This is a genomic window from Brevibacterium sp. CFH 10365 (assembly GCF_009299785.1).
In the GTDB taxonomy this organism is placed as follows: domain Bacteria; phylum Actinomycetota; class Actinomycetes; order Actinomycetales; family Brevibacteriaceae; genus Brevibacterium; species Brevibacterium limosum.
On record NZ_VIGO01000002.1, the window covers coordinates 487,431 to 511,004 of the forward strand.

Annotated in this window: 19 protein-coding genes and 1 tRNA gene; 8 read left to right on the forward strand and 12 right to left on the reverse strand. The window is 65.7% G+C overall.

The annotated features are described in order from the left end of the window. Window positions 1-11 precede the first annotated feature (11 nt). From lysA to FHG09_RS05745, 10 genes are all read right to left on the reverse strand, one after another. Entirely contained in the window at window positions 12-1,451 is a 1,440-nt protein-coding gene (gene lysA / locus FHG09_RS05700; RefSeq protein WP_152346703.1) for a diaminopimelate decarboxylase, read from the reverse strand. After that, window positions 1,451-2,281, reverse strand: coding sequence for a DALR anticodon-binding domain-containing protein (locus FHG09_RS05705; RefSeq protein WP_193627289.1), 831 nt, complete (start codon window positions 2,279-2,281; stop codon window positions 1,451-1,453). The genes lysA and FHG09_RS05705 overlap by 1 nt, the downstream gene beginning before the upstream one ends. A gap of 83 nt (window positions 2,282-2,364) precedes the next feature. Continuing rightward, window positions 2,365-3,540: a CynX/NimT family MFS transporter gene (locus FHG09_RS05710; protein ID WP_152346705.1), complete on the reverse strand. Its 1,176-nt coding sequence runs from the start codon at window positions 3,538-3,540 to the stop codon at window positions 2,365-2,367. Between the two features lie 49 nt (window positions 3,541-3,589). Continuing rightward, a complete protein-coding gene (locus FHG09_RS05715; protein ID WP_152346706.1) occupies window positions 3,590-6,139 on the reverse strand; it encodes an ABC transporter permease in 2,550 nt (849 codons plus the stop codon). Further along, a complete protein-coding gene (locus FHG09_RS05720; RefSeq protein WP_152346707.1) occupies window positions 6,136-6,909 on the reverse strand; it encodes an ABC transporter ATP-binding protein in 774 nt (257 codons plus the stop codon). Before FHG09_RS05720 ends, FHG09_RS05715 begins: the two co-directional genes overlap by 4 nt. A 120-nt stretch (window positions 6,910-7,029) precedes the next feature. Continuing rightward, window positions 7,030-7,105: transfer RNA gene (locus FHG09_RS05725), tRNA-Arg, on the reverse strand. 114 nt (window positions 7,106-7,219) lie between these two features. Beyond that, entirely contained in the window at window positions 7,220-8,257 is a 1,038-nt protein-coding gene (locus tag FHG09_RS05730) for a D-alanyl-D-alanine carboxypeptidase family protein (RefSeq protein WP_152346708.1), read from the reverse strand. Window positions 8,258-8,622: 365 nt separating this feature from the next. Next, entirely contained in the window at window positions 8,623-9,684 is a 1,062-nt protein-coding gene (locus tag FHG09_RS05735; protein ID WP_152346709.1) for a hemolysin family protein, read from the reverse strand. Continuing rightward, complete coding sequence (locus tag FHG09_RS05740) at window positions 9,681-11,012, reverse strand: hemolysin family protein (protein ID WP_152346710.1); 1,332 nt, start codon at window positions 11,010-11,012, stop codon at window positions 9,681-9,683. The genes FHG09_RS05735 and FHG09_RS05740 overlap by 4 nt, the downstream gene beginning before the upstream one ends. Before the next feature lie 131 nt (window positions 11,013-11,143). Next, window positions 11,144-12,601 carry a GuaB1 family IMP dehydrogenase-related protein gene (locus tag FHG09_RS05745; RefSeq protein ID WP_152346711.1) on the reverse strand — a complete coding sequence of 486 codons (1,458 nt, stop codon included), beginning with the start codon at window positions 12,599-12,601 and terminating at the stop codon, window positions 11,144-11,146. A 102-nt stretch (window positions 12,602-12,703) separates the two neighbouring features. Between FHG09_RS05745 and FHG09_RS05750 the strand changes: the two genes are divergently transcribed. The 3 genes from FHG09_RS05750 to FHG09_RS20330 all read left to right on the forward strand — a co-directional run bounded on the left by FHG09_RS05750 (window position 12,704) and on the right by FHG09_RS20330 (window position 17,249). Further along, on the forward strand, window positions 12,704-16,414 hold the full coding sequence (locus tag FHG09_RS05750) for a multifunctional oxoglutarate decarboxylase/oxoglutarate dehydrogenase thiamine pyrophosphate-binding subunit/dihydrolipoyllysine-residue succinyltransferase subunit (protein ID WP_152346712.1): 3,711 nt from the start codon (window positions 12,704-12,706) through the stop codon (window positions 16,412-16,414). Then, window positions 16,411-17,025 carry a GDSL-type esterase/lipase family protein gene (locus FHG09_RS05755; protein WP_152346713.1) on the forward strand — a complete coding sequence of 205 codons (615 nt, stop codon included), beginning with the start codon at window positions 16,411-16,413 and terminating at the stop codon, window positions 17,023-17,025. The genes FHG09_RS05750 and FHG09_RS05755 overlap by 4 nt, the downstream gene beginning before the upstream one ends. 149 nt (window positions 17,026-17,174) lie before the next feature. Then, entirely contained in the window at window positions 17,175-17,249 is a 75-nt protein-coding gene (locus FHG09_RS20330) for a 50S ribosomal protein bL37 (RefSeq protein WP_098731028.1), read from the forward strand. A 100-nt stretch (window positions 17,250-17,349) separates the two neighbouring features. Here FHG09_RS20330 and rsrA read toward each other — a convergent pair whose 3' ends face one another. Then, window positions 17,350-17,607 (reverse strand): mycothiol system anti-sigma-R factor, encoded by a 258-nt coding sequence (rsrA, locus tag FHG09_RS05765; RefSeq protein ID WP_152346714.1) that lies wholly within the window; start codon window positions 17,605-17,607, stop codon window positions 17,350-17,352. Beyond that, on the reverse strand, window positions 17,604-18,260 hold the full coding sequence (locus tag FHG09_RS05770) for a sigma-70 family RNA polymerase sigma factor (RefSeq protein WP_413773141.1): 657 nt from the start codon (window positions 18,258-18,260) through the stop codon (window positions 17,604-17,606). Before FHG09_RS05770 ends, rsrA begins: the two co-directional genes overlap by 4 nt. 155 nt (window positions 18,261-18,415) lie before the next feature. On the opposite strand from FHG09_RS05770, the gene FHG09_RS05775 reads away from it, so the two are divergent. Genes FHG09_RS05775 through FHG09_RS05795 form a run of 5 tightly spaced genes read left to right on the forward strand, consistent with a single transcriptional unit; the run spans window position 18,416 to window position 23,420 of the window. Then, window positions 18,416-18,913 (forward strand): DoxX family protein, encoded by a 498-nt coding sequence (locus tag FHG09_RS05775; RefSeq protein ID WP_152346716.1) that lies wholly within the window; start codon window positions 18,416-18,418, stop codon window positions 18,911-18,913. Beyond that, the gene (gene aroA / locus FHG09_RS05780; protein WP_319803245.1) at window positions 18,906-20,249 is read left to right on the forward strand and encodes a 3-phosphoshikimate 1-carboxyvinyltransferase; all 1,344 of its coding nucleotides are present in this window, start codon (window positions 18,906-18,908) and stop codon (window positions 20,247-20,249) included. Before FHG09_RS05775 ends, aroA begins: the two co-directional genes overlap by 8 nt. Window position 20,250: 1 nt before the next feature. Then, entirely contained in the window at window positions 20,251-21,354 is a 1,104-nt protein-coding gene (rsgA, locus tag FHG09_RS05785) for a ribosome small subunit-dependent GTPase A (protein ID WP_152346717.1), read from the forward strand. Window positions 21,355-21,363: 9 nt separating this feature from the next. Continuing rightward, on the forward strand, window positions 21,364-22,155 hold the full coding sequence (hisN, locus tag FHG09_RS05790) for a histidinol-phosphatase (RefSeq protein WP_152346718.1): 792 nt from the start codon (window positions 21,364-21,366) through the stop codon (window positions 22,153-22,155). Beyond that, on the forward strand, window positions 22,155-23,420 hold the full coding sequence (locus FHG09_RS05795) for an aminotransferase class I/II-fold pyridoxal phosphate-dependent enzyme (protein WP_152346719.1): 1,266 nt from the start codon (window positions 22,155-22,157) through the stop codon (window positions 23,418-23,420). Before hisN ends, FHG09_RS05795 begins: the two co-directional genes overlap by 1 nt. The last annotated feature ends 154 nt before the right edge of the window (window positions 23,421-23,574 follow it).

Sequence of the window (23,574 nt, forward strand, 5' to 3'; positions counted from 1 at the left end):
TCTCTGCCTCATCAGCTTGGCTGTCCTCCCCCGGCCATCCCCGGGTCGGTGGCGAACATCTGTGTGTGGTCCTCGGGGGTCACGATCCACTCAACTCTATCGGCCTCGACGGCGAGCACTCCCGGCCGGGGCAGGTGGTTGTAGTTGTTCGCCAGCGACCGGCAGTATGCACCCGTGGTCGGAACGGCGACGAGGTCTCCGGCGGTGACGTCGGCACCCATGTATTCGTCGCGGACGATGATGTCGCCGGATTCGCAGTGTTTGCCCACGACCCGCACGATCGCCGGTTCTGCGGCCGAGTTCCGGTTCGCCAGAGTGCACGAATAGTCTGCATCGTAGAGTGCGGTGCGGATGTTGTCGCTCATTCCGCCGTCGACGGCGACGTAGGTGCGGGTGCCGCTGTCGGTGCTCACCTGTTTGACGGTGCCGACCTCGTAGAGTGTGAACACCGTCGGGGAGACGATGGCGCGTCCGGGTTCGATGGAGATCCGGGGGACGCTCGTGCCCAGTCCCCGGCATTCCTTGGCCACGACGGCCGCAAGTTCCTCGGCCATCTCCGCCACCGGGATCGGGGTGTCCTGCGAGGTGTAGCGGATGCCGAAGCCGCCGCCGAGGTCGACGTCGGGCAGGTCGATGCCGTGTTCGCCCATGACTTCGGCACGGAAGGCCAGCACACGGGCCGCGGCGACTTGGAAGCCGGAGATGTCGAAGATCTGCGAGCCGATGTGCGAGTGGAGGCCGTCGAGGCGCAGATGCTCGGATTCGGCGGCCAGCCGGGCGGCCCGGGCAGCGGTCCCATCAGCGAGGGAGAGGCCGAACTTCTGGTCTTCGTGTGCCGTGGCGATGAAGTCGTGAGTGTGCGCTTCGACTCCGACCGTGACTCGCAGCATGACGGGTGCGACCGTGCCTCTGGCAGCGGCGATGGATTCCAGACGTGCGATCTCATCGACGCTGTCGACGAAGATCCGGGCCACGCCGTAGTCGAGGGCGTATTCGAGCTCTGCGGCGGATTTGCTGTTTCCGTGCAGGCCGACGCGATCGCCGGGGACTCCGGCGGTGCGGGCGATCATCATCTCGCCCAAGGAGCAGGTGTCGAGGCCGAGTCCGGCTGCGTGCACCCAACGGGCCACCGCCGTGCACAGGAAGGCCTTGCCGGCGTAGAAGACGTCGGCTCCGGCGAGTCCCTTCTCGACGGAGAATGCATGGGAGAACGTGCTCAGGTAGGTCTCGGCCCGAGTGCGGAAGTCCTCGACGTCCATGACGAGAGTCGGGGTGCCGTACTGCTCGGCCAGGTCGATCACGGAATGACCGGCGATCGTGAGCACTCCGTCGTCGGTCTTCGTGACGTTGTCCGACCACAGGCTCGGCAGCAGCGCATTGACGTCGTCGGGATACGGCAGCCACACCGGGGCCGGGGTCGCGTGCAGCGTCCCTGCGATATGTGCGGGCATCAGATCCTCTCCGGGGCCGAAGCGCCCAATTGTCTCAGTCCTGCGGCGAGGACGATGATGACGGCTCTCAGAGCGAGGAGCCGGGATGAATGGATGACGGTGATGTCCTCATCGACCGTCGGGGTGACCGCACAACGGTCGAGGAACTCCTCGACCGCCTCGCCGAGTTCGAGGAGGGCGGTGAGGAAGGGATCGACTTCGCCGAGGCGGCTCGACCGTTCCAGCGATGACGGCACTGCTGCCACGGCGATGAGCATCCGGGTCTCGTCCGGGTGTTCGAGCGTCGAGGCAGCGGCGGCGTCGGTCGAGATTCCCGCGCGGTGGGCTCGTCGCTGTTCGCGGCAGGCGGCGGCATGCCCGCGTTGGAGGGCATATAGTGCGGCCGGATCGACATGAGCGTTGCGTCCGTCGAGGAGGTGCGGCTCTGCCGAGCTGTGAGCCGTTCCCGGGTCCGGAGCGGCGAGCAGTGCTCGGAACCGGTTCCCGTCCTGTTCCGCTCCCCCGGCTCCCGGTGCTGCCGCGGCGAGGTCGAAGGCCACGAGAGCACGGGCGGCAGGGGTGAGGGTCACGTTGACGAACCCGGGACCGGCGATGTCTGCATCGGCCACCTCGGGAAGGGTGCGCAGCTCGGTGCACAGGTGCGCGGCGAGCTCGGTTCTCCGCTCGGGTGCGGCGGCGGCACGCAGCGCCACGGGCGTCGACCAGTCGCCGAGTTCGGATCGAGTCGGCGGAGAAACGTCGATGTGTGCGGCGAATCCCGGTGCAACAAGACCGGCTTCGGACGTCGCCAAGGCGCGCGCGAGTGCAGTCTGCAGGTCTTCGGGAGTCACTCGAACAGAGTACTCGGGGCCGGACGGCGAGGACGAATCCGATGTCATCTTCGCTCTCATGACGAGACGGATGCCGCTCTGGCTCAGATCGCGCCGGGACGGCAGGCGGCATGGCTGACGAGGAACTTGACGACCACCGAGGCGAGCACCACGGCGAATGCCGGCCACATGGTGTCGAAGCTCTGGATCAGGAAGGCGAAGAGCAGCGGCCCTGTGGCCGCCAGGAGGTACCCGCCGCCCTGGACGAAACCGGACAGTGAAGCCGCCGCCTCAGCGTCCCGTGCGCGCAGAGTAATCAGCGTCAGGGCGAGCGGGAACGTGGAGATGCCGATGCCCAGCAGCACAGTCCACAGGACCGGAGCCGCGGTCGGCAGCAGCCACAGACCCAGGTAGCCCACGGCCAGGCTGAGGCAGAAGCCGACGACGATGCGATACGCCGAGCTCATCTTCTGTGTCAGAGCCGGCAGGACGAAACCGAGGACGAGCGGGATGGCGGTGACCAAGGCCAGCATCGCTCCGGCGAAGGCCGCATCGAAGCCGGAGCGGGTCAGCAGGCTCGGCAGCCAGGTGAAGAGGATGAAGTTGTTGAACGAGGTCAGTCCCGTCATCGTCATCAGCGCCCACGCACGTCGGCTGCGCAGCAGACGGGAGAGCTCGCTGCCGCCGACCACGGCGGCGGCCACCTCGGTGGCCGGTGCGGGCCTGACGATGCGGATGATGACCCAGGCGATCACGCCCAGAGCGGCGAATCCGGCCCACACGAGCAGCGAGCCTCTCCATCCCACACCGCCGGCGAGAGGCACCGCGACCAGCGGCGGGATGAACGTGCCGAACTGAAGCAGCCCGACGTGCACGGTCGACATGAGCGCCACGCGGTCGGGGAAATACGATTTCACCAGGGGCGGGAGGACGACATTGCCGATGCCCATGCCCAACAGGGCGAGCACGCTGAGGGCGAGGAACAGAGCCGGCGAATCGATGACCGCGCGCACCCCCAGACCGATCGTGACCATCAGCATCGCGGCCAGGGTGAGGCCGAGTCCGGAGAAGCGGGCGTAGAGTCGCGGGGTGAGGAACCCGCTGAGGCCGTAGAGCAGCGGCGGCAGCATGCCGATGACCGCGAGGAACACCGCGCTCAGATGGATCTCTTCGCCCATGGCGTCGAGCAGCGGTGAGAGCCCGGTGACTCCGGGGCGCAGATTGAACGCGGCGATGATGATTCCGAGGACGATCAGAATGCGGATGCGCGCGGAGTTCATGAGGTCTTTCCTATCAGACACCGACCCGGCGGCCGGTGGCCGGGGCGGATCAGAAGTCGAGTTTGAGGCCCTCGACGGGCGAGAGTCGAGATGCTCGCCTGGCCGGTGCCAGAGCGGAGAGGATGCCGGCGATGACCGCCACGCCGAGGATGCCGAGGAAGGACGGGGCGGAGAAGTCGACGATGAGGTCGCTGGAGTAGTCATGGGTGACCAGCCGCGTGCCGACGATTCCCAGGGCTCCGCCGAGGACGAGGCCGAAGAGTGCGGCCACCGACGAGATGAGCACCGCCTCGAGTGCCAGCAGGGACCGCAGCTGCGAGATGCTCAGCCCCAGCGCCCGCATGAGTGCGTTCTCCCTCCGACGTTCGATGACGGAGAGGCTGACCGTGTTCGAGACTCCGATCAGCGCGATGACCACGGAGACGAAGAGCAGGGCCACGGCTCCGGCGAGCATGACGTCGATGAGTTCGGAATAGGCGCCCCGAGCGACGGCGGAGCCGCCGACCTCTTCGCTGGAGACGTCGAGCGCTTCGGCCACTGACTGGCGGATGCGTGTGATCTCGTCGACGTCGACGTCCTCATCGAGGCGAACGAGCACGGCCGTCGTCGTTGCCGAGATGCCGAGGTCGTTGCCGATCTCCGGGGTGGTGAAGAAGGCGAGACTGGAGAGCCCGTCCCTGTACACGGGAACGCTCATCTCGGTGAGTCCTCTCACGCGCACAGTCGGGTCGGGATAGTCCTCGGGAACGGTGACCCGACCGGAGACGATATCGGCGGCTGCGTCCCCGAGCACGGTCTCGGCACTGTCCGGGTCGAGGACGAAGACCTCGGGTCGGGAGCCCTTGAACTCCTCGACCGCCTCGGCGCGGTGGGCGATGACCGCGGTGGACACACCGGGGATCTCGCGCACGTCATCGAGTTCGCCATCGTCGACGAGTCCCGACAGCGGCACGGAGATGTCGACGGGATAGCGCTGGTCGAGTCCGTGGCTGAGGGTCGCCTTCGTCGACATCCCGCCCACGAGGATCGTCGCCACCAGGGTCACACCGATGATCAGAGCCGTGGCCGTGGCCGCGGTGCGCCGCGGATTGCGCAGAGTGTTCAGGGTCGCCAGCTGTCCGGGCACACCCCAGGGGCTGAACAGCACCTCCCCCGTCCACGCGACGACGGGCGGGATGATCTTCGCCGAGCTGATGACCAGTCCGGTGACGACGAGTCCACCGCCCAGCGCTCCGCCGAGGATCCAGAACTGCGTCGTCGACACCGCATAGACGGAGACGATGACGAGGACGATGCCCGCACCGATGAAGCCCAGGCCCACGAGGTGGCGCGGTCGAGCGCGGGTCCTGGGTGAGATAGAGACGTCGAAGGGCTGGAGCGCTTCGAGCGGCGTCACCGCAATGGCGCTGCGGGCCGGGCGGATGGTCGCCACGATCGTCAGCAGGGCACCGACGACGACGCCGCTGACCAAGGCGGAGACGGGAACGGTGAGCGTGTCGTAGGGGAACTCCTCCGGCCAGTAGCGCACGGCTGCGGCTATGAGTCCGCGGCTGATCGCGACCCCGGCGAGGACGCCGAAGACTGATCCGAGGACTCCGACGAAGAGTCCCTCGGCCACGACGGAGCCGTACATCTGCACACGGGTGGCGCCGAGGCAGCGCAGCAGGGCGAATTCGCGGCGGCGACCGGCGACGATGACGGAGAAGGTGTTGGAGACGACGAGGATGGCCACGATGACGGAGATCCCGGCGAATACGAGCAGAATTCCGGTGACGACGGCGTTGCCGCCGGAGAGCCGGTCGGTCTTCGCCTTCACGGCGTCGTCCACGGCAAGTGCTTCGAGGCTGCCGTGCAGTTCCGAACCGTCGATGACCTTCTGCAGCTGAGCACGCACCGTCTCCGGATCCGCGCCGTCATCGAGGGCGATCTGGATGGCGATGACGTCACCCTGCTGGGCGAAGTACTCCTGATAGCCCGACGCCGTCGTCAGCGCCCGAGTGGCCCCCGGCAGTGCCGGGTCCTGGCCCATTTCGGCGATTCCGACGACCGAGAAGGTGACACTGCTCTGACTCGGACCCCGATAGATGGGCATGTCATCGTTCCCGCTCTCCACCGGGACCGCATCCACGGTGAAGCGGATCTCATCACCGGTTCCGACGTTGAGATCCCTCGCCGTGCGGGTGTCCAGCACGAGGTCGGTCGTCGCTTCCGGTCGCTGGCCGGAGACCATGTCGAAAGTGTCGAGTCGCTCATCGGCAGACACCGGAGACAGTGCGAAGGAGCTTTCGGAGAACGCGGCACCCCGCCCCGTGCTCACGGTGCGCGCCGACAGAGACGCGGTCTTCACGCCCTCGACTTCGGCAAGGGGCGTGAGCAGCGGGGCGGCCTCGTCTCCGCCGACGAAGACGTCTCTGTCCGGGATGACGGTGAGGTCGGCTTTCTCGAATGAGCGGCCGACGGCGTGTTCGAGGCTGTCCTGCAGCGAGGAGTTGATGATCAGGGTCGTCGCGACGAATCCCGCCGCCAAGGCGATGCCGAGGCCGATTGCGAGGAACCGGGCCCAGTGGATCCGAATCTGCGCGAGGGCGACTGCGATCACAGAGAACTCAGTTCACTCAGCGCCGTGACCACGCTCTCTCGGGTCGGCTGATGGACTTCACCGGTGGCACGCCCGTCCTTGAGGAGAACGACCCGACCGGCGTGGGAGGCCGCCACGGGATCGTGAGTGACCATGATGATCGTCTGACCGTAGAGAGTCGTGGCACGCCCCAGAAGCGAGAGAACCTCGGCCCCGGCATGCGAGTCGAGGTTTCCGGTGGGCTCGTCGGCGAAGATGACGTCCGGTCGAGTCAGCAGGGCCCTGGCCACGGCGACTCGCTGCTGCTGACCGCCGGAGAGCTCATGCGGTCGATGCTGGAGACGATCACCGAGTTCGAGCCGTTCGACGACTTCTGCCTTCCACTCGCGATCGATCTTCTTTCTGGCCAGAGACACCGGCAGCTCGATGTTCTGCTCTGCGCTGAGCGTCGGCACGAGATTGAAGGCTTGGAAGATGAAGCCGACCCGGTCACGGCGCAGCTGAGTCAGCTGACGGTCGTTGAGCCGGGTGATATCCCTGCCGCGCATGATGATCGACCCCGAGTCGACGCGGTCGAGGCCGGCGAGGACATGCATGAACGTGGACTTTCCGGAGCCGGACGGGCCCATGATGGCGGTGAAGCGCCCCGATTCGAAGTCGACGCTGATGTCGTCGAGCGCATCGACTGCTGTATCGCCGCGGCCGAAGCTCTTGCGCAGGCCCTGCGCCCGGAGGACGATGTCGTCATCGCCCGCGCTCGTCCAGCCGGGCTCATCAGCAGGTTTCGACATCGCATGCCTCAAATCACGGTTCGGGTCTCGTCTCCGACTACCTTAGATCCTGTCTGCGGCGCCGACCACTCGGGCCGCGAATGCAGAACCGCCCACCTCAGCAGTTGAGATGGGCGGTGGTGGTGCCCGCGACAGGATTCGAACCTACGACCTTCTGCTCCGGAGGCAGACGCTCTATCCACTGAGCTACGCGGGCAACGGATGCAACCCTATCACCGTCGGACACCGCCGACCAAAACGAGACCGCGTGCAGTCCTCGCAGGATTGCACGCGGTCTCGTGGGGGCTGTGGTCAGCCGTGTTCGGGAGGATCAGGCGCCTTTCATGGCCTTGCGTCCGGGGACGTATTCCCAGTGCCAGAGCTCATAGGAGTTCCGCTTGGCCCAGTCCGGGTTCTCCCACCCGTACTTGTCGGCGTTGGCAACGAGCCATTCGTACTGCTGACCGGTTCCGTTCTGCGTTCCGGCACCGAGGTCCAACGCCAGTCCCCAACCGTGGTTCGAGGTTCCGGGGCGGGCTGCGAAGCCGGGTTTGCGAGCGGCGACCGAGACCTGCGATTCCAGCGACCGGTAGGAGTCGGTGACCGCGAGATCCTTCCCGGTGTCCTTCTTGAACGCGGCGTTCATCTTCGCGAACGACACGGCCGCGTCGGAGCGCAGCTTGTGGTTGCCCACGCCGATCTCGCACAGCCACTCGTCGGGCAGTTCGCCGTTGCCTGCATCGCCTTTCGGCGCCGCCTCGTCACAGCCGGGCAGAACGGTCTTCGTGATCGCACGGGACGCGGCGTCGACCTTGGTCTGCTTGGCGCTCGGGGCGCCGATGGTCATCGAGGTCTTGTCGTCATCGTCGACCTTGATGTCAGCGGAGACCGATTCGGCGTTGATCGCGCGCGGCTCGGACTGAGCGGCGGTCTCATCGACCTTGACTTCCTGGTTGCCGCTCATGTTTCCGGCGACCATCACAGCGGCGATGGCGGTACCGGTGACCGAGACGGTGGCCAGAGCGGAGAAGGTCGTGACCTGGCGACGACGGACCGAGCGCAGCAGCGAACCGTCCGAGCCGCGGGTGCCGAGCCGGGCCGCGGCCAGCGTCGAGGTGTGTCCCGCGGGAGTCAGCGGCCGCGAAGCCTCTTCGGTCATCGCGGCTCGCCGCGGTGAACCCGCGGCGGCGCGGGCCTCCGCGGCCATGGCCGCACGACGGGGCGAGAGGGCGGCGGATGCGCTACGCGGCGACTGCGATGTCACGGGCCGCGAAGAGGTGATGGTCGAAACCTGCGAGGAGGCGTTCTGCTTGCGCAGATCACGTCGGCGAACCGGCGGCGCCTCGTCGGTCGAGAGCTCACTCGACATAGTGCTCCATACTGTTGGTGAAGATTGTGTGTTGGAGGCCCTGCACCGGGCAACCGAAAGCTTATGTCACAACACTATAACGACATCGTTACAGAATGTCACCTTCAGTTCATACACAGCGTGTGACCAGGTCATTCGCTGAAGATGACTGATTACGGATCACTACAGCTGCCCTACTCCAGGCGTTCTGAATCACTGTTTCGTTACCATCCGTTACACATTCGATTACGCCAGGGACTCCCCGTCGCACGGCGTCCTCCCCGACCTGCGCAGGCACAGCCGCGCGACGGCGGCCCCCTGCCTCTGACAGGGGGCCGCCGTCGCTGCGATCAAGTGAGCCGGGCGGCTCGGCCGATGGAGAATGCTCAGCTGCGGAAGTCGAATCGACCCCGCTGCATCGCATCCTGGACCTCGCCGACGAGCTCTTCGAGCACGTCTTCGAGGAACAGCAGGCCGAGCACCTGTGCCTGCGAGTCGATGACGCGGGCGACGTGGATTCCCACCTTCTGCATCTGTGCCAGAGCCTCTTCGACCTCGTCATCGGCAGTGACCGTGAACAGCGGGCGGAAGCGCTTGCTCTGCACAGGAGCGTCGAAGGCCTCATCGGTATCGGCGTAGAGAACATCCTTGATGTGGAGATAGTCCTGCGGATACCCGTCGTCACCGACGACGAAGTACCGAGAGAAACCGGTCTTTCCGACCAGGGTCACGAGCTCGTTCGGGGTCACCTTGTCCGAGATCGTGATCAGCTCGGACATCGGGACCATGATGTCGGCCGCGGTCTTGTCGCTGAACTCGATGGCGCCCTTGAGCAGTCCGGTGTCGTCGCTGAGCAGTCCCTCGCGCTTCGACTCCGCCACGATCGATTCGACCTGCTCGATCGTGAAGGCCTCGTTGACTTCGTCGCGAGCCTCCACCTTGAACAGATGGAGGATCCCATTGGCCAGTCCGTTGAGCGGACGGATGACGAAGCCGAAGACTCTGGCCAGGAACACCAGCGGTGTCGCCAGCAGCATCACTGCCTGACCGGATGCCGCCAGAGCCAGGTTCTTCGGCACCATCTCACCGATCACCACGTGCAGGTAGGTCACGACGCCGAGTGCCAGGACGAAGGAGATCGTCGAGGACAGTCCCGCAGGGATGCCCAGACCCTCGAGCGGACCGGCGAGCAGATGATGGATGGCAGGTTCGGCCACGTTGCCCAGGAGCAGGGAGCACACGGTGATGCCGAGCTGGCAGATCGCCAGCATCAGTGATACGTGCTCCATCGCGTAGAGGGCTGTCTTCGCCGCTGCAGAGCCTTCGGCCGCACGCGGTTCGATCTGTGAGCGTTTGGCCGCGACCACCGCGAATTCGGCGGCGACGAAGAACGAGTTGCCCAGCAGCAGAACGACCAGCCAGACCAGTCCGAACCAATCGGCGCTCATCGGGTCTCACCTCCTGCTTCAAAGGCTCCCGCATCGGCGGCGCGGAGCACCACCCGGAGGCGTTCGATGCGCCGGCCGTGCATCCGCTCGACCACGATGAGGGCATCCTCGGTGCGGACTTCATCACCCGGTTCGGGAATCCGTCCGAGTTCCTTGAGCACGAAGCCGGCAAGAGTCTCGTAGTCCGAGTCCTCCGGGATGGTCACGCCGATCGTCGACGAGATCTCATCGGGTCGCAGCTGACCCGGCACGATCCAGGAGCCGTCGCGTGCCGGTCTCGCCGCGACACGCATCCGATCGTGTTCGTCGGCGACCTCACCCACGAGCTCTTCGACGACATCTTCGAGGGTGACGACTCCGGCGGTGCCGCCGAACTCATCGACGACCACAGCCATCTGCAGGCCGGTGGCTCGCAGCTCCAAGAGGAGCGGATCGAGACGCTGAGTCTCCGGGATCTCACGGACCTCGGTCATCAGTCCTCCTGCGTAGGCGTCGTCGCGGTTGCCCGGAGGCACGGCGAAGGCCTGTTTGACGTGGACGACGCCGACGATGTGGTCTTTGTCCTCCGCGGCCACGGGGAAACGGGAGAATCCGGTGTCCCGGGCCTGTTCGATGATCTGTCGGGCCGTGGTGTCCTTGTCCACTGTGGACATGCGTGTGCGCGGGGTCATGACGTCTTCTGCGGTGCGCTCGGAGAAACTCAGGGTCCTCTCCAGCAGACCTGCCGTCTGTTCGTCGAGCACGCCTTCTTCGGCGGAGTGGCGCACGAGAGAGGTCAGCTCCTCCGGAGAACGGCCCACCGAGCCCTCTTCCTGCGGTTCGATGCCCATCGACATGAGGATCTTGTTCGCTGTGCCGTTGAGGACCACGATAACGGGTTTGAAGACGATCGAGAACGCGTACTGCATCGGAGCTGCGATGCGGCCGGTCGCCAGGGGCACGGCGATGGCGAGGTTCTTCGGCACGAGTTCACCGAAGATCATCGATCCCACGGTGGACACGATGAGGGCGATGGTCAGCGCCATCGGTGCGGCGAGGCCGGGACCGACGCCCCAGGCTTCGAACAGCGGCGCCAACAGTCTGCCCAAGGACGGCTCCATGAGGTAACCGGTCAGCAGTGTGGTGATCGTGATGCCCACCTGCGCCGCCGAGAGCTGGGTGGACAGGTGGGTCATCGAGCGCCGCAGCGTCTTCGCGCCGACGACGCCCTCCTCGACCGCCTTATCGGCGGTATGGCGGTCGAGAGTCAGCAGTGAGAACTCGGCTGCGACGAAGACTCCGGTGCCGAGGATGAGCAGCAGCGCGAGGGCGAGGAGTATCCATTCCATCAGTGACTGTCCCCGCCGTTCGCGATCTGCAGAGCAGAGCAGGTGAAGTGTGAGACCCTCGCGGGGTGAGGGTCATCATCTGGGGTGCCGGCTTCCCGCCGGCCGGGACTGTCACTGTGCATGAGGAGATCTTACCAACTTCCCGACAGCGGTCGGCCCTCTTCGTAGCCGGCAGCGCTCTGGACTCCGACAGCGGCCAGGCGCGCGAACTCCGCGAGATCACCGGCTCCGGCGTAGGTGCAGGAGCTGCGCACACCCGACGTGATGCCGTCGAGCAGGTCCTCGACCCCAGGAGATTCAGGGTCGATGTACATGGTCGACGAAGAGATGCCTTCTTCGAACAGTCCCTTACGTGCCCGCGCGAATGCCGACTCGGTGCGGGTCCGGTTGGCCACGGCCCGAGCCGAAGCCATTCCGAAGCTCTCCTTGAATTTCCGGCCCTCGCCGTCGACGAGCAGGTCGCCGGGGGATTCATGAGTGCCGGCGAACCAGGATCCGACCATGACCTGCGAGGCTCCGGCCGCCAGCGCCAGGGCCACGTCGCGGGGGTAGCGGACTCCGCCGTCGGCCCACACATGGGCACCCAGCTCGCGAGCCGCCTCGGCGCATTCGAGCACTGCGGAGAACTGCGGACGACCGACTGCGGTCATCATCCGGGTCGTGCACATCGCTCCCGGACCGACCCCGACCTTGACGATCTGAGCACCGGCGGCGACGAGGTCGCGGACCCCTTCGGCGGTGACGACGTTTCCGGCCACGATCGGCACCCCGAGCTCGGCATCGGCGATCGCCGAGAGCGTGTCGAGCATCTTCACCTGGTGGCCGTGGGCGGTATCGACGACGAGGACATCGGCGCCGGCCTCGACCAGAGCCGTGGCGCGTTCGACCGCGGCGCCGTTGACGCCGATGGCCACGGCGATCTTCAGCCGTCCCTGATCATCGACATTGGGCGTATAGATGGACGAGCGCAGCAGCGAGTTCGGAGTCAGGCTGCCGAGCACCGTGTCCTCATCGTCGACGACGGCGGCGAATTCCGCACGTGATTCGGTCATCGACTCGAAGAGCGACTCCAGCTGTGCAGCGTCCTCCCAGTCGACCTCGGAGGCGCGGATGACATGGGGTGAGGAGTCCGACAGCTCCGCCACCGAAGTGAAGCGGTCGACGCCGCGCAGATCTGCGGCATTGATGATTCCCTCGAGGCGTCCCGCGGAGTCGACGACGACACCGAAGCCGTGGGGACGCTTGGCGAGCACGTGCAGAGCGTTGAGCACCGTGTCCTCGGGCGCGAAGCGAAGTGCGGATTCGAAGATCCGGTCGCGGCTCTTCACCCAGGCGATGGTCTCCTCGGCCGCGGTCAGCGGGATGTCCTGGGGCAGCACCGCCAGACCCCCGCGACGTGCCATCGTCTCCGCCATCCGACGACCGGACACGGCGGTCATATTCGCCGCGACGAGCGGGGTCGTCGACCCGGTCGGATCGGTTGCGGTGAGGTCGACGTCGAAGCGCGACGTCAGCGCCGAAGAATTCGGCACGAGGAAGACATCGGAGTAGGTGAGATCGTTGTTCGGGTCATTTGAGATGAAACGCATAACACTATTGTCCCTTAACTGCACATTCGATGGCACATCACGTTAGGCTTGGAGATGTCGTTAAGCAGCAAGTCTTGAATCAGGAAGTAGGCGATCAACGCCGTGTCCGTCAATACTCCGAACCGCACCGTTGAAGACTTCGGGTCGAATGAGTGGCTGGTCGAGGAATTGTATGAGCAGTACAAGTCAGATAAGAATTCGGTCGACCAGTCCTGGTGGCCCTTCTTCGACAAGTACGAGAAGAACGGCGGAGGCGCTCAGTCCGCTGCCGAGCCCGCTGCCAAGCAGGAGGCGAAGCCGGCTGCGAAGAAATCGGATGCCAAGGCCTCTGCCCCCGCTGCGGCGCCGGCGACCTCACGCGGGGTCACCCCGTCCTCGGCTGAATCCGAGACGCTGAAGGCCGAGACCAAGTCCGTGCCGAAGGTCACCCCGAAGGAGACCGCACCGAAGCCCGCACCGGAGGAGACGATCACTCCCCTGCGCGGCCCTGCGAAGCTCATCGCCAAGAACATGGATGAGTCGCTCGAAGTCCCGACCGCCACCTCGGTCCGGGCACTGCCTGCCAAGGCGCTCATCGACAACCGGATCGTCATCAACTCGCACCTCAAGCGCACCCGCGGTGGAAAGGTCTCCTTCACCCACCTCATCGGCTTCGCCGTGATCCGCGCCCTCCGGAACTTCCCCTCGCAGAATGTCTCCTACGACGTCCGCGACGGCAAGCCCGTGATGATCTCGCCCGCCCATATCAACTTCGGTCTCGCCATCGACGTGCCGAAGAAGGACGGATCCCGCACTCTGCTGGTGCCCAATGTCAAGAAGGCCGAAACACTGACCTTCCGCCAGTTCGTCGATGCCTACGACGGTCTCGTCGACAAGGCGCGCCAGGGCAAGCTCACCGCCGACGACTTCGCCGGCACCTCGGTCTCGCTGACCAACCCCGGCGGAATCGGCACAGTCCACTCCGTGCCGCGTCTGACCAAGGGTCAGGGCTGCATCATCGGCGTCGGCGCGCTCGACTACCCTGCCGAGTTCCAGGGCGCCAGCCAGCAGACCATCAATTCCCTGGCCGTGTCCAAGGTGCTGACCCTGACCTCGACCTACGATCACCGCGTGATCCAGGGCGCCGGCTCGGGTGAGTTCCTCAAGCTCGTGCACAGCTACCTGCTGGGCGAAGACGGCTTCTACGACGATGTCTTCGAATCCCTGCGCCTGCCCTATGAACCCGTGCGCTGGGTTCCCGACGTCTCCGCAGAGGACCAGGACGACGTCAACAAGACTGCGCGCGTCATCGAACTCATCGACGCCTACCGCACGCGCGGCCACCTCATGGCCAATATCGATCCCCTCGTCTACCGGCAGCGGTCCCATCCGGACCTCGACATCAACCAGCACGGTCTGACCCTGTGGGATCTCGAACGCGAGTTCCCCACCGGCGGCTTCGGCTCGAAGCCGATGATGCCCTTCCGCAACATCCTCGGACTGCTGCGTGAGAGCTACTGCCGCACCACGGGCTTCGAATACATGCACATCGCCGACCCGGTCCAGCGCCGCTGGTTCCAGTCGAAGATCGAGGTGCCCCACCAGGAGCTGACCCGCTCCGAGCAGGGACACATCCTCGGACGTCTCAACGCTGCTGAGGCCTTCGAGACCTTCCTCCAGACGAAGTACATCGGCCAGAAGCGCTTCAGTCTCGAAGGCGGCGAGTCCGCGATCGTCCTGCTCGACGAGATCCTCAACCAATCCGCCGACACCGGTCTCGACGAGGTCGCCATCGGCATGGCCCACCGGGGTCGTCTCAACGTGCTCACGAACATCGCCGGCAAGTCCTATGCGCAGATCTTCCGTGAGTTCGACGGCACGATGTCGCCCGACAGCGTGCAGGGCTCCGGCGACGTCAAGTACCACCTCGGCACCGAGGGCTCCTTCACCTCGCCGTCGGGGAACACCACCGGCGTCTACGTCGCGGCCAATCCCAGCCACCTCGAGACCGTCGACCCGATCCTCGAAGGCATCGTCCGCGCCAAGCAGGACCTCGTCGACCAGGGCGAGTCCGGCTTCACCGTGCTGCCGGTCCTCGTCCACGGGGATGCCGCATTCGCCGGTCAGGGCGTGGTCACCGAGACGCTCAACCTCTCCGAGCTGCGCGGCTACCGCACCGGCGGCACCGTCCACGTGATCATCAACAACCAGGTCGGATTCACCACTCCCCCCGCCTCGGCGCGGTCCTCGTTCTACTGCACGGACGTGGCCAAGTCGATCAACGCCCCGATCTTCCACGTCAACGGCGATGATCCCGAGGCCGTTGTCCGGGCCGCTCGCCTGGCCTTCGAATACCGCCAGGAATTCAACCGGGACGTCGTCATCGACCTCGTGTGCTACCGCCGCCGCGGCCACAACGAGGGCGACGATCCGTCGATGACCCAGCCGACGATGTACTCGCTCATCGAGAAGAAGGGCTCGGTGCGCAAGCTCTACACCGAATCGCTGGTGGGCAGGAAGTGCATCACCGACGAAGAGGCCGCCGAGGCGCTCAAGGACTACCAGTCGAAGCTGGAATCGGCCTTCGCCGAGACCAAGGAGGCCGAGACCGGCCCCTACGACGGAGAAGCGTTCAACGCTCCCTACGAGCCCAGCGATATAGAGACCTTCAACGATGCCGAGACGGCCATCAGCCCCGAGATGCTCCAGCGCATCGGCGAGGCCTTCACCGAGATTCCCGAAGACTTCACGGTTCACAAGAAGCTGCGGGCGCTGCTCGAGAAGCGCAAGGAGATGTCGCTGTCGGGCGGAATCGACTGGGGCTTCGCCGAGCTGCTGGCCTTCGGATCGCTGCTTATGGACGGCGTGCCGGTGCGTCTGGCCGGCCAGGACTCCCGCCGCGGAACCTTCGTCCAACGCCACTCGGTGCTCATCGACTCGACCAACGGCAACGAGTGGACCCCCCTGCAGAACCTCACTGAAGATCAGGCCCGCTTCTGGGTCTACGACTCCCTGCTCAGCGAGTACGCAGCCGTCGGCTTCGAATACGGTTACTCCGTGCAGCGCAAGGACGCCCTCGTGGCGTGGGAGGCTCAGTTCGGCGACTTCGCACAGGGTGCGCAGACGGTCATCGACGAGTTCATCTCCTCCTCCGAGCAGAAGTGGCAGCAGAACTCCGGTGTCGTCATGCTCCTTCCCCACGGCTATGAGGGGCAGGGACCTGACCACTCGTCGGGCCGCATCGAGCGTTACCTGCAGCTGTGCGCGGAGAACAATATGACGGTCGCCTATCCGTCCTCGGGCGCCTCGTACTTCCACCTGCTGCGTCGCCACGCCACGACGACGAACAAGCGTCCGCTCATCGTCTTCACCCCGAAGTCGATGCTGCGCCTCAAGGCCGCGGCGAATTCGCCGGAGGAATTCACTTCGGGCAAGTTCCAGGCCGTCATCGACGATACGGATGTCGATGCCTCGCAGGTCGAGCGCGTCGTCCTCGTCTCCGGCAAGCTCTATTGGGAGCTCAAGGCCAAGCGCGAGAAGGACGACGACACGAAGATGGCTCTCGTCCGCCTCGAGCAGCTCTACCCGCTCGACGAGGCAGGAATCACCGCCGTGCTCGACCGCTTCCCGGCCGATGCCGAGATTGTCTGGGCTCAGGAAGAGCCGGAGAACCAGGGTGCATGGCCGTTCATGGCCCTGCATCTGCCCGAGCTCCTCGGCGGCCGTGAGGTCAAGGTCATCTCCCGTGCAGCCTCTGCAGCCACCTCGACCGGGCTCAAGCACTTCCACGATGTGCAGCAGAAGGAACTCGTCGACCGGGTCTTCAGCCGGTGAGCAGCGACATCACCACAACCATCGCCGTGGTCGGAGGCCCTTTGGTCGCCGGCCACGGCGATGGCCGTGGTCTCGGGTGGGTCGGTCGGGTGACGGCGAGGACTCTGCCGAGCGTGCCGGAGCTCAAGGTGTATCCGCTGGCGGTGCCGGCTGAGGACACCGCCGGGCTCCATGCACGCACCATCGCCGAGGCGTCTCTGCGGTTCACTCCCGACGGAGACAATCGTCTGGTGCTGGCTCTGGGCTCCGGGGATCTCGATTCGGGTCGTTCGGTGGCCCGGGCTCGCCTCGATGTGGCCAACATCCTCGACGAGGCCTTGGCCCGGAAGGTCTCGACCTTCGTGCTCGGCCCACCGCCGGAGCACGACGGGGACCGCAATCGTCGCATCGCCGAGCTCAATGCCAGCTTCTCCGATGTGGCCAAGAGGCGCGGTATCACCTACGTCGACACCTTCACTCCGCTCCTCGGTCATCCCGTATGGCAGCGTGAGGTCGCCTCGTCACGGAACCATCTGCCAGGGCAGGAAGGCTACGGTCTGCTGGCCTGGCTGGTCCTGCACCGCGGCTGGTTCAACTGGCTGGGGGTCCAGGACGTCCTCGGCGACAGCTGAGCAGCGTCTGCGCGAACAGCCGAGCAACCATCCACGGCGCGCGAGCGCACCATCTCCTCGAGCCGTTTCGGCAAGGTCTGTGACCAGGTCCGACTTTGCTCTGCTCGGGCGATCATGAGACAATTAACCGTCTATCAAAGGAGGGCACAATGAGCAAGCGTGGCCGTAAGCGTCGCGATCGCCGCCGTAAGAAAGCAAACCACGGCAAGCGTCCAAACGCATGATTCGCTGATTCGCTCAGTGAATGACGAAGGCGGGAAGAGATTCGATTCTCTTCCCGCCTTCGTTGTGTCCGGTGTTCCCGTGGTGGGTCCGGGTCTCCGGTCAGGAGTTCTGTTCGAGAGCGATCCGCTGCCGGATCTTCTCGCGCAAGCCCATCGGTGCCCGATCGTGACTGCATGACCGTCGTACGAGTTCCTTCAGCAGCGCTTCGATCTCGTACTCGTCGTGACACGACGGGCACTGTTCGAGGTGGATAGAGATCTCACGGATCTCCGTCGTCGTCAGCTCTCCGTCGAGGTAGTGGTAGATGCGCGTCAGAGACTCGGCCCTGACGCTTTCGCAGCATCCTTCGTTGCTCATTTCGCACCTCCCTCGGTATCCACGAAACCGCGTTCGGCAGCGTAATCGGCCAGCATCTCCCGCAGCTGTCGACGCCCCCGGTGCAGTCGCGACATCACCGTGCCGATCGGCGTCTCCATGATCTCGGCGATCTCCTTGTACGGCAGGCCTTCGACATCGGCATAGTAGACGACCATGCGGAAGTCTTCGGGCAGCGCCGAGAGCGCCTCCTTGACGTCGGTGTCGGGAAGGTGGTCGAGGGCTTCGAGTTCGGCGGAACGCCCGTCAGAGGACGAGTGGCTGTTCGCCTGCGCGATCTGCCAGTCCTCGATGTCCTCGCTGCCGTGTTCCTTCGGCTGGCGCTGCTTCTTGCGATAGTTGTTGATGAAGGTGTTCGTCAGGATCCTGTACAGCCACGCCTTGAGGTTGGTTCCGGGCTTGTATTGGTGGAAGGCCGCATAGGCCTTCGCATAGGCTTCCTGGACGAGATCCTCGGCGTCGGCCGGATTGCGGGTCATGCGCAGAGCAGCCGCGTAGAGCTGATTGACATATTCCAGAGCATCCCGCTCGAAACGAGCCGACCTCTCGGCCTCGGTTTCGGGGACTTCTTTGACTGATTCGGTCATCGCAGTCAATGGTACGCCCGTTCTCTCCAGGACGGCAGTGGCGCTCATAGACTTCTCCTTCTGCCTGTCGACTTCGCGACGGATGCACCCGTCTGCACCCGTCGAATGGCTTCACCCGGTACAACATCGGACTGGCGTCCCACTATTCCCGCCGCAGCAGTTATGCTTGCCAGTGAGATGACCGCCACGTAGGAAGGACCACTGTGTCTCCCATTCGTCTTATCGCACGGCCCATGCTGGCCGCCGGCTACATCCTCAACGGCGTCGACCGACTGCGCAAGCCGGAGGCAGCGGCCGCATCCGTCGGCCCGCTCCTCAACCAAGCCCGCAAACAGGTCGATGTCCCCGTCGACGCAGTGACTCTCGCCCGTGCCACCGGAGTGGCCCAGGTCGCCGCCGGTTCGCTGCTGGCCATCGGCCGCTTCCCGCGCCTCAGCGCTTCGATCCTCGTCGGCACCTACCTGCTCGACACTGTCGGTGAACGTCTGTCTGCCGACAAGGCGACGTCGAAGGAGGAGAAGCAGGCCCGCAACGAACGCACCGTGCTGCGCACCTCGATGCTCGGCGGCGCCCTGCTCGCTGCCGTCGACACCGCAGGACGTCCCGGTCTGTGGTGGCGCACCCAACACGCAGCCGAAGACCTCTGGTCGAGTGTCGAGGACACCTCGAAGCAGGCTCTGAGCGCGCTCGGAGTTGACTGACATCTCCACGCACACTCCCCCGGTGACCGGCGACTGGCAGGCGCCGGTCGCCGGTTCCGCTGTCTCTGCCACTGTCTCCGTTCCCGGTTCCAAGTCTCTGACGAACCGGTATCTCATCCTGGCAGCGCTGGCCCGTTCAGACTCCGACCTCAAGGGATGGCTGCGCAGCCGCGATACCCTGCTCATGGTCGAAGCCCTGCGCCGCCTCGGTGCCGTGATCGACGAGGACGGCGATGTGCTCCATATCGAGCCGATCCCCTTCACCGGTTCGGATGTGCCCGCAGACGGTGCTGTGCGGGATTCGTCTCCGATCACCATCGACTGCGGTCTCGCCGGAACCGTGATGCGCTTCATCCCTCCGCTCGCCGCGCTCACCGGGCGTGAAGTCGTCCTCGACGGGGACGAGCAGGCCCGAGTGCGGCCGATGTCGGTGACGATCGATTCTCTGCGGGAACTCGGTGCATCGATCACGTCTGCCGAGGGTACGCTGCCGATGACGATCCATGCCGACTCGCAGCTGCGCGGCGGCCATCTCGGCATCGATGCCAGCGCCTCCAGCCAGTTCGTCTCCGGTCTGCTGCTCGCCGCACCCGTCATGCCCTTGGGCCTCGAACTGACGAATACTGCCGACACGGTGCCCAGTCGGATGCATGTGGATATGACGATCGAAGTCCTCCGGGACGCCGGCGTCGACATCAGCGAACCCGAGCCCGAACACTGGATCGTCGAACCCGGACTGCCGCGCGGACTCGACGTCCAGGTCGAACCCGACCTCTCCAACGCCGCCGCCTTCGCCGCAGCCGCCCTTGCCACCGGCGGTTCCGTGACCATCGCCGACTGGCCCGTGCACACGACCCAGGCCGGCGACGGCTTCCGCGACATCGCCGAGGCCTTCGGAGCGACGGTGCGCCTCGACCGGGACGGACTGCATGTGCAGGGACCGGAGAGGCTCACAGCGGTCGATCTCGACCTGTCGGCCGTCGGCGAGCTCACCCCCGTGGTCTCGGCCCTCGCGGCGCTGGCCGAAGGCACTTCGCAGCTGCGCGGGATCGGACACCTGCGCGGGCACGAAACCGATCGCCTGGCGGCTCTGACCAGAGAGTACGGTGCCATCGGCGTCGATGTCGTCGAGCATGCCGAGGCGCTGACGATCACCGGCACCACCCAGCTTCGCCCGGCGCTGTGGCACACCTACCACGACCACCGCATGGTCATGGCGGGTGCCGTCCTCGCCCTGCGCAACAGCGGAATGGTCATCGAGAACGCCGGCACCGTGGCCAAGACCCTGCCGGACTTCACCCAGCTGTGGGAAGACATGCTCACCCCCGGAGCCTGATATGGCGAAGATCTTTCGCGACGAGGACTACCGTCCCCGGCCGAACCGACGCGGATCACGTCCCCGGACGAAGAACCGCCCCGACCACAAGGACGCTGCGTCCGGCTTGGTCACCGCGGTCGATCGGGGCCGCTACCGCGTCATCCTCGCCGTTGACGACGGGAACTTCCCGTCGACTCCCCCGGCTCGGAGGAAGGGGAAACGGTCTCGCGGGGCCACCTCGGTGACCGCTGTGCGAGCCTCGCACCTGCGCAGACAGGCGATCGTGCCCGGCGACATCGTCCGCCTCGTCGGCGACACCTCGGGTGCGGAGGGCACTCTCGCCAGGTTGGTCGAGATCACCGAACGGCAGACCCTGCTGCGCCGCAGCGCCGATGACACCGACCCGACCGAGCGCGTCCTCGTGGCCAATGTCGATGTCATGGGCATCGTCACGGCCACGATCGACCCCGAACCCTCGTTCGGCCTCATCGACCGTGCTCTCGTCGCGGCTTTCGATGCGGGGATCACTCCCCTGCTCATCGTCACGAAGACCGATCTGCGGCCGGCGACGGAACTGAAGGAACGCTTCTCCGCGTCCGGGATCGACATCGTCGAGTCCTCCATCGATCCCGATGCTGAGCCGACCGATACGACAGTCGCCGAGAACGACGCGGCCCGGGACGAGGCAGAACCCCACGCCGAGGTGGCCGAACGCCTCCGAGGACGCATCAGCGTCCTCGTGGGCCATTCCGGGGTGGGCAAGTCCACGCTGACCAACGTCCTCGTTCCCGCCGCCGACCGCGCCACCGGCCAGGTCAACGACGTCACCGGCCGCGGACGTCACACCTCTTCCTCTGCCGTGTGCCTGCCCTTGGAGCGCGGCGGATGGCTCATCGACACTCCGGGCGTTCGGAGCTTCGGCCTGGCCCATGTGGATCGGGAGACCCTGCTCTCGGCCTTCCCGGAACTCGTCGCCGCCACGGCCGGCTGCCCCCGCGGATGCACGCACCTCGCCGACTCCCCCGGCTGCCGCCTCGATGAGTGGGTGGCCGACGGCAGAGCCGGGCCCGGAGGAGTCTCACGGCTGGAGTCCCTGCGCCGGCTGCTGCCCTCGACTGGATAGGCTGGAGGCATGAAAGACCTCGACTTGGCGATCGAACTCGCCGATCTCGCCGATGCCATCAGCCACCCGCACTTTCGAGCACAGGACTTCTCCGTCGAAACCAAACCCGATCTCACCCCGGTCACCGAATGCGACCGTGCGGTGGAGAAGACGATCATGGGCCGCCTCACCGAGGTCCGACCCGATGACAGCGTGCTCGGGGAGGAATTCGGGGCACATGGGGACTCATCGCGACGGTGGATCATCGATCCCATCGACGGGACGAAGAACTTCGTCCGCGGAGTGCCCGTCTGGGCGACGCTGATCTCCCTCTACGACGGCGACCGGCCGCTGCTCGGTGTGGTCTCCGCTCCAGCGCTCGGGCGCCGGTGGTGGGCGGAATCGGGTCAGGGCGCCTTCGCGACAGAACTCGGTTCCCCGGTCGAACGCATCACCGTGTCGTCGGTCGATGCCCTCGCCGACGCCTCACTGTCGTATTCGTCGCTGTCGGGCTGGAAGGAACTCGGGATCCTCGATGAGTTCCTCGGCCTCTGCGATACGCTGTGGCGCACACGCGGATACGGCGACTTCTACTCGTATATGCTGCTGGCCGAGGGTGCGGTCGACCTCGCCTGCGAACCCGAACTCGCGCTCTACGATATGGGCGCGCTCGTGCCCATCGTCCTCGAAGCCGGAGGCACCTTCACGAACACGGCCGGTGTCCCCGGTCCCTTCGGCGGCAATGCCTTGGCCAGCAATTCACGACTCCATGAGGCCGCTCTCGATCGGCTCGGCCGGGTCGCTCCTGCGGAGGTGTCGTGATGCCGGACATCATGAGGGCCCCGCTGTGGCATGCGATGGCCGACTCCGCAGGTCTGACGAACCCTGACGGGTCGATCGGTGAGACGATCTACGGGCAGATGACGAAGTTCGCTGCGGAGGTCGGTGCCGTCAACCTCGGTCAGGGTGCTCCGGGCACCGAACCGCCGGAGGACCTCATCGCCGCCACCGCCGAGGCGATGCGGGCCGGTTTCAACCAGTACGCCCCCGGTCAGGGTTTCCCGCGACTGCTCGAGGCAGTGGCTGCCCAGCGCGGTCGGGATTTCGGTCAGCAGGTGGCCCCGGAGGAGGTGCTCTACACCGCGGGTGCCACAGAAGGTCTGACGGCCGCGATCTTGGCTCTGCTGCCGCGCGGCGGCTCCCTCGTCGCATTCGAACCGTTCTACGATTCCTATCCTGCGGCGATCGCCGCTGCAGGCGGTGCGCTGCACACGGTCCCGATCCTGCCCGATGGGCACGGAGGCTTCGCCCCGGATTGGGAGGCCTTCGATCGGGTGGTCGCCGAGGTCGATCCTGCGATCTTCCTCGTCAACACCCCACACAATCCCACCGGCTTCGTCTTCTCCGGCACTGACCTCGCCCGGATCGGTCGTGCTGCCGCGGGGGTCGACGCCTGGGTGCTCTCCGATGAGGTCTACGAACAGCTCGTCCTCACCGATCAGGGGCATGTTCCTCCCGCCGTGGCGATCGGGGATTCCGCACGTGTCGTCACGGTCTCCTCGGCGGGCAAATCCTGGAACGCCACGGGGTGGAAGATCGGCTGGGTCATCGCCGCCTCCGAGGTGCGGCAGGCCATTCAGACGGTCAAGCAGTTCCTGTCGTTCACAGCCGGTGGTCCGATGCAGATCGGCATGGCCGATATGCTCACTGGCGATTCGCAGTTCGTCGCAGAGAATCGGGCTTCTCTGCGGGCGCGTGCGGAGGTGCTCGTGTCCGCCTGTCGCACAGTGCCCGGCGCGGGTATGTCGACCCCGCAGGCCGGCTACTTCACAGTGGTGGATTTCTCTGCGCTGACGGATCTCGATGCCTTCGAGCTCAATGCTCTTCTGGCTAGGAAGTTCGGTATGGTCGGAATCCCCGTTCCAGCGCTGTGCAGGCCGGGCAGCTCGGCCTACGAGGCCTATCGGTCCTCGATCCGGTATTCGTTCTGCAAATCGGTCGCCGACGTGGACTCGGGCGCACAGCTGCTCATCGCCCTCGGAGGGCATCTGCGCGAGAGCCCGGACGCTCTGCGGCAGCGGCCATGATCGGCTGACGGGCTCACCGCCGGGAGAGATGAGGCCGCAGCGATGCAGCCTGTGCTGGTTCCTCTGAGCAGGGACCGACGAAGGGGCGAACCGCTGATGCGGTTCGCCCCTTCTGTATCGGGCAGTGACACTGCCGGCTGAGTCTGGCCGCCTG

Bases quoted from the DNA above. Each gene is read 5' to 3' on its own strand.
- FHG09_RS05710 (WP_152346705.1), bottom strand. From the start codon at position 3,540: ATGAACTCCGCGCGCATCCGCATTCTGATCGTCCTCGGAATCATCATC.
- FHG09_RS05730 (WP_152346708.1), bottom strand. From the start codon at position 8,257: ATGTCGAGTGAGCTCTCGACCGACGAGGCGCCGCCGGTTCGCCGACGT.
- FHG09_RS05720 (WP_152346707.1), bottom strand. From the start codon at position 6,909: ATGTCGAAACCTGCTGATGAGCCCGGCTGGACGAGCGCGGGCGATGAC.
- FHG09_RS05740 (WP_152346710.1), bottom strand. From the start codon at position 11,012: ATGGAATGGATACTCCTCGCCCTCGCGCTGCTGCTCATCCTCGGCACC.
- hisN (WP_152346718.1), top strand. From the start codon at position 21,364: ATGAAAGACCTCGACTTGGCGATCGAACTCGCCGATCTCGCCGATGCC.
- FHG09_RS05770 (WP_413773141.1), bottom strand. From the start codon at position 18,260: ATGAGCGCCACTGCCGTCCTGGAGAGAACGGGCGTACCATTGACTGCG.
- rsrA (WP_152346714.1), bottom strand. From the start codon at position 17,607: ATGAGCAACGAAGGATGCTGCGAAAGCGTCAGGGCCGAGTCTCTGACG.
- FHG09_RS05735 (WP_152346709.1), bottom strand. From the start codon at position 9,684: ATGAGCGCCGATTGGTTCGGACTGGTCTGGCTGGTCGTTCTGCTGCTG.
- FHG09_RS05795 (WP_152346719.1), top strand. From the start codon at position 22,155: ATGCCGGACATCATGAGGGCCCCGCTGTGGCATGCGATGGCCGACTCC.
- lysA (WP_152346703.1), bottom strand. From the start codon at position 1,451: ATGCCCGCACATATCGCAGGGACGCTGCACGCGACCCCGGCCCCGGTG.
- FHG09_RS05745 (WP_152346711.1), bottom strand. From the start codon at position 12,601: ATGCGTTTCATCTCAAATGACCCGAACAACGATCTCACCTACTCCGAT.
- rsgA (WP_152346717.1), top strand. From the start codon at position 20,251: ATGGCGAAGATCTTTCGCGACGAGGACTACCGTCCCCGGCCGAACCGA.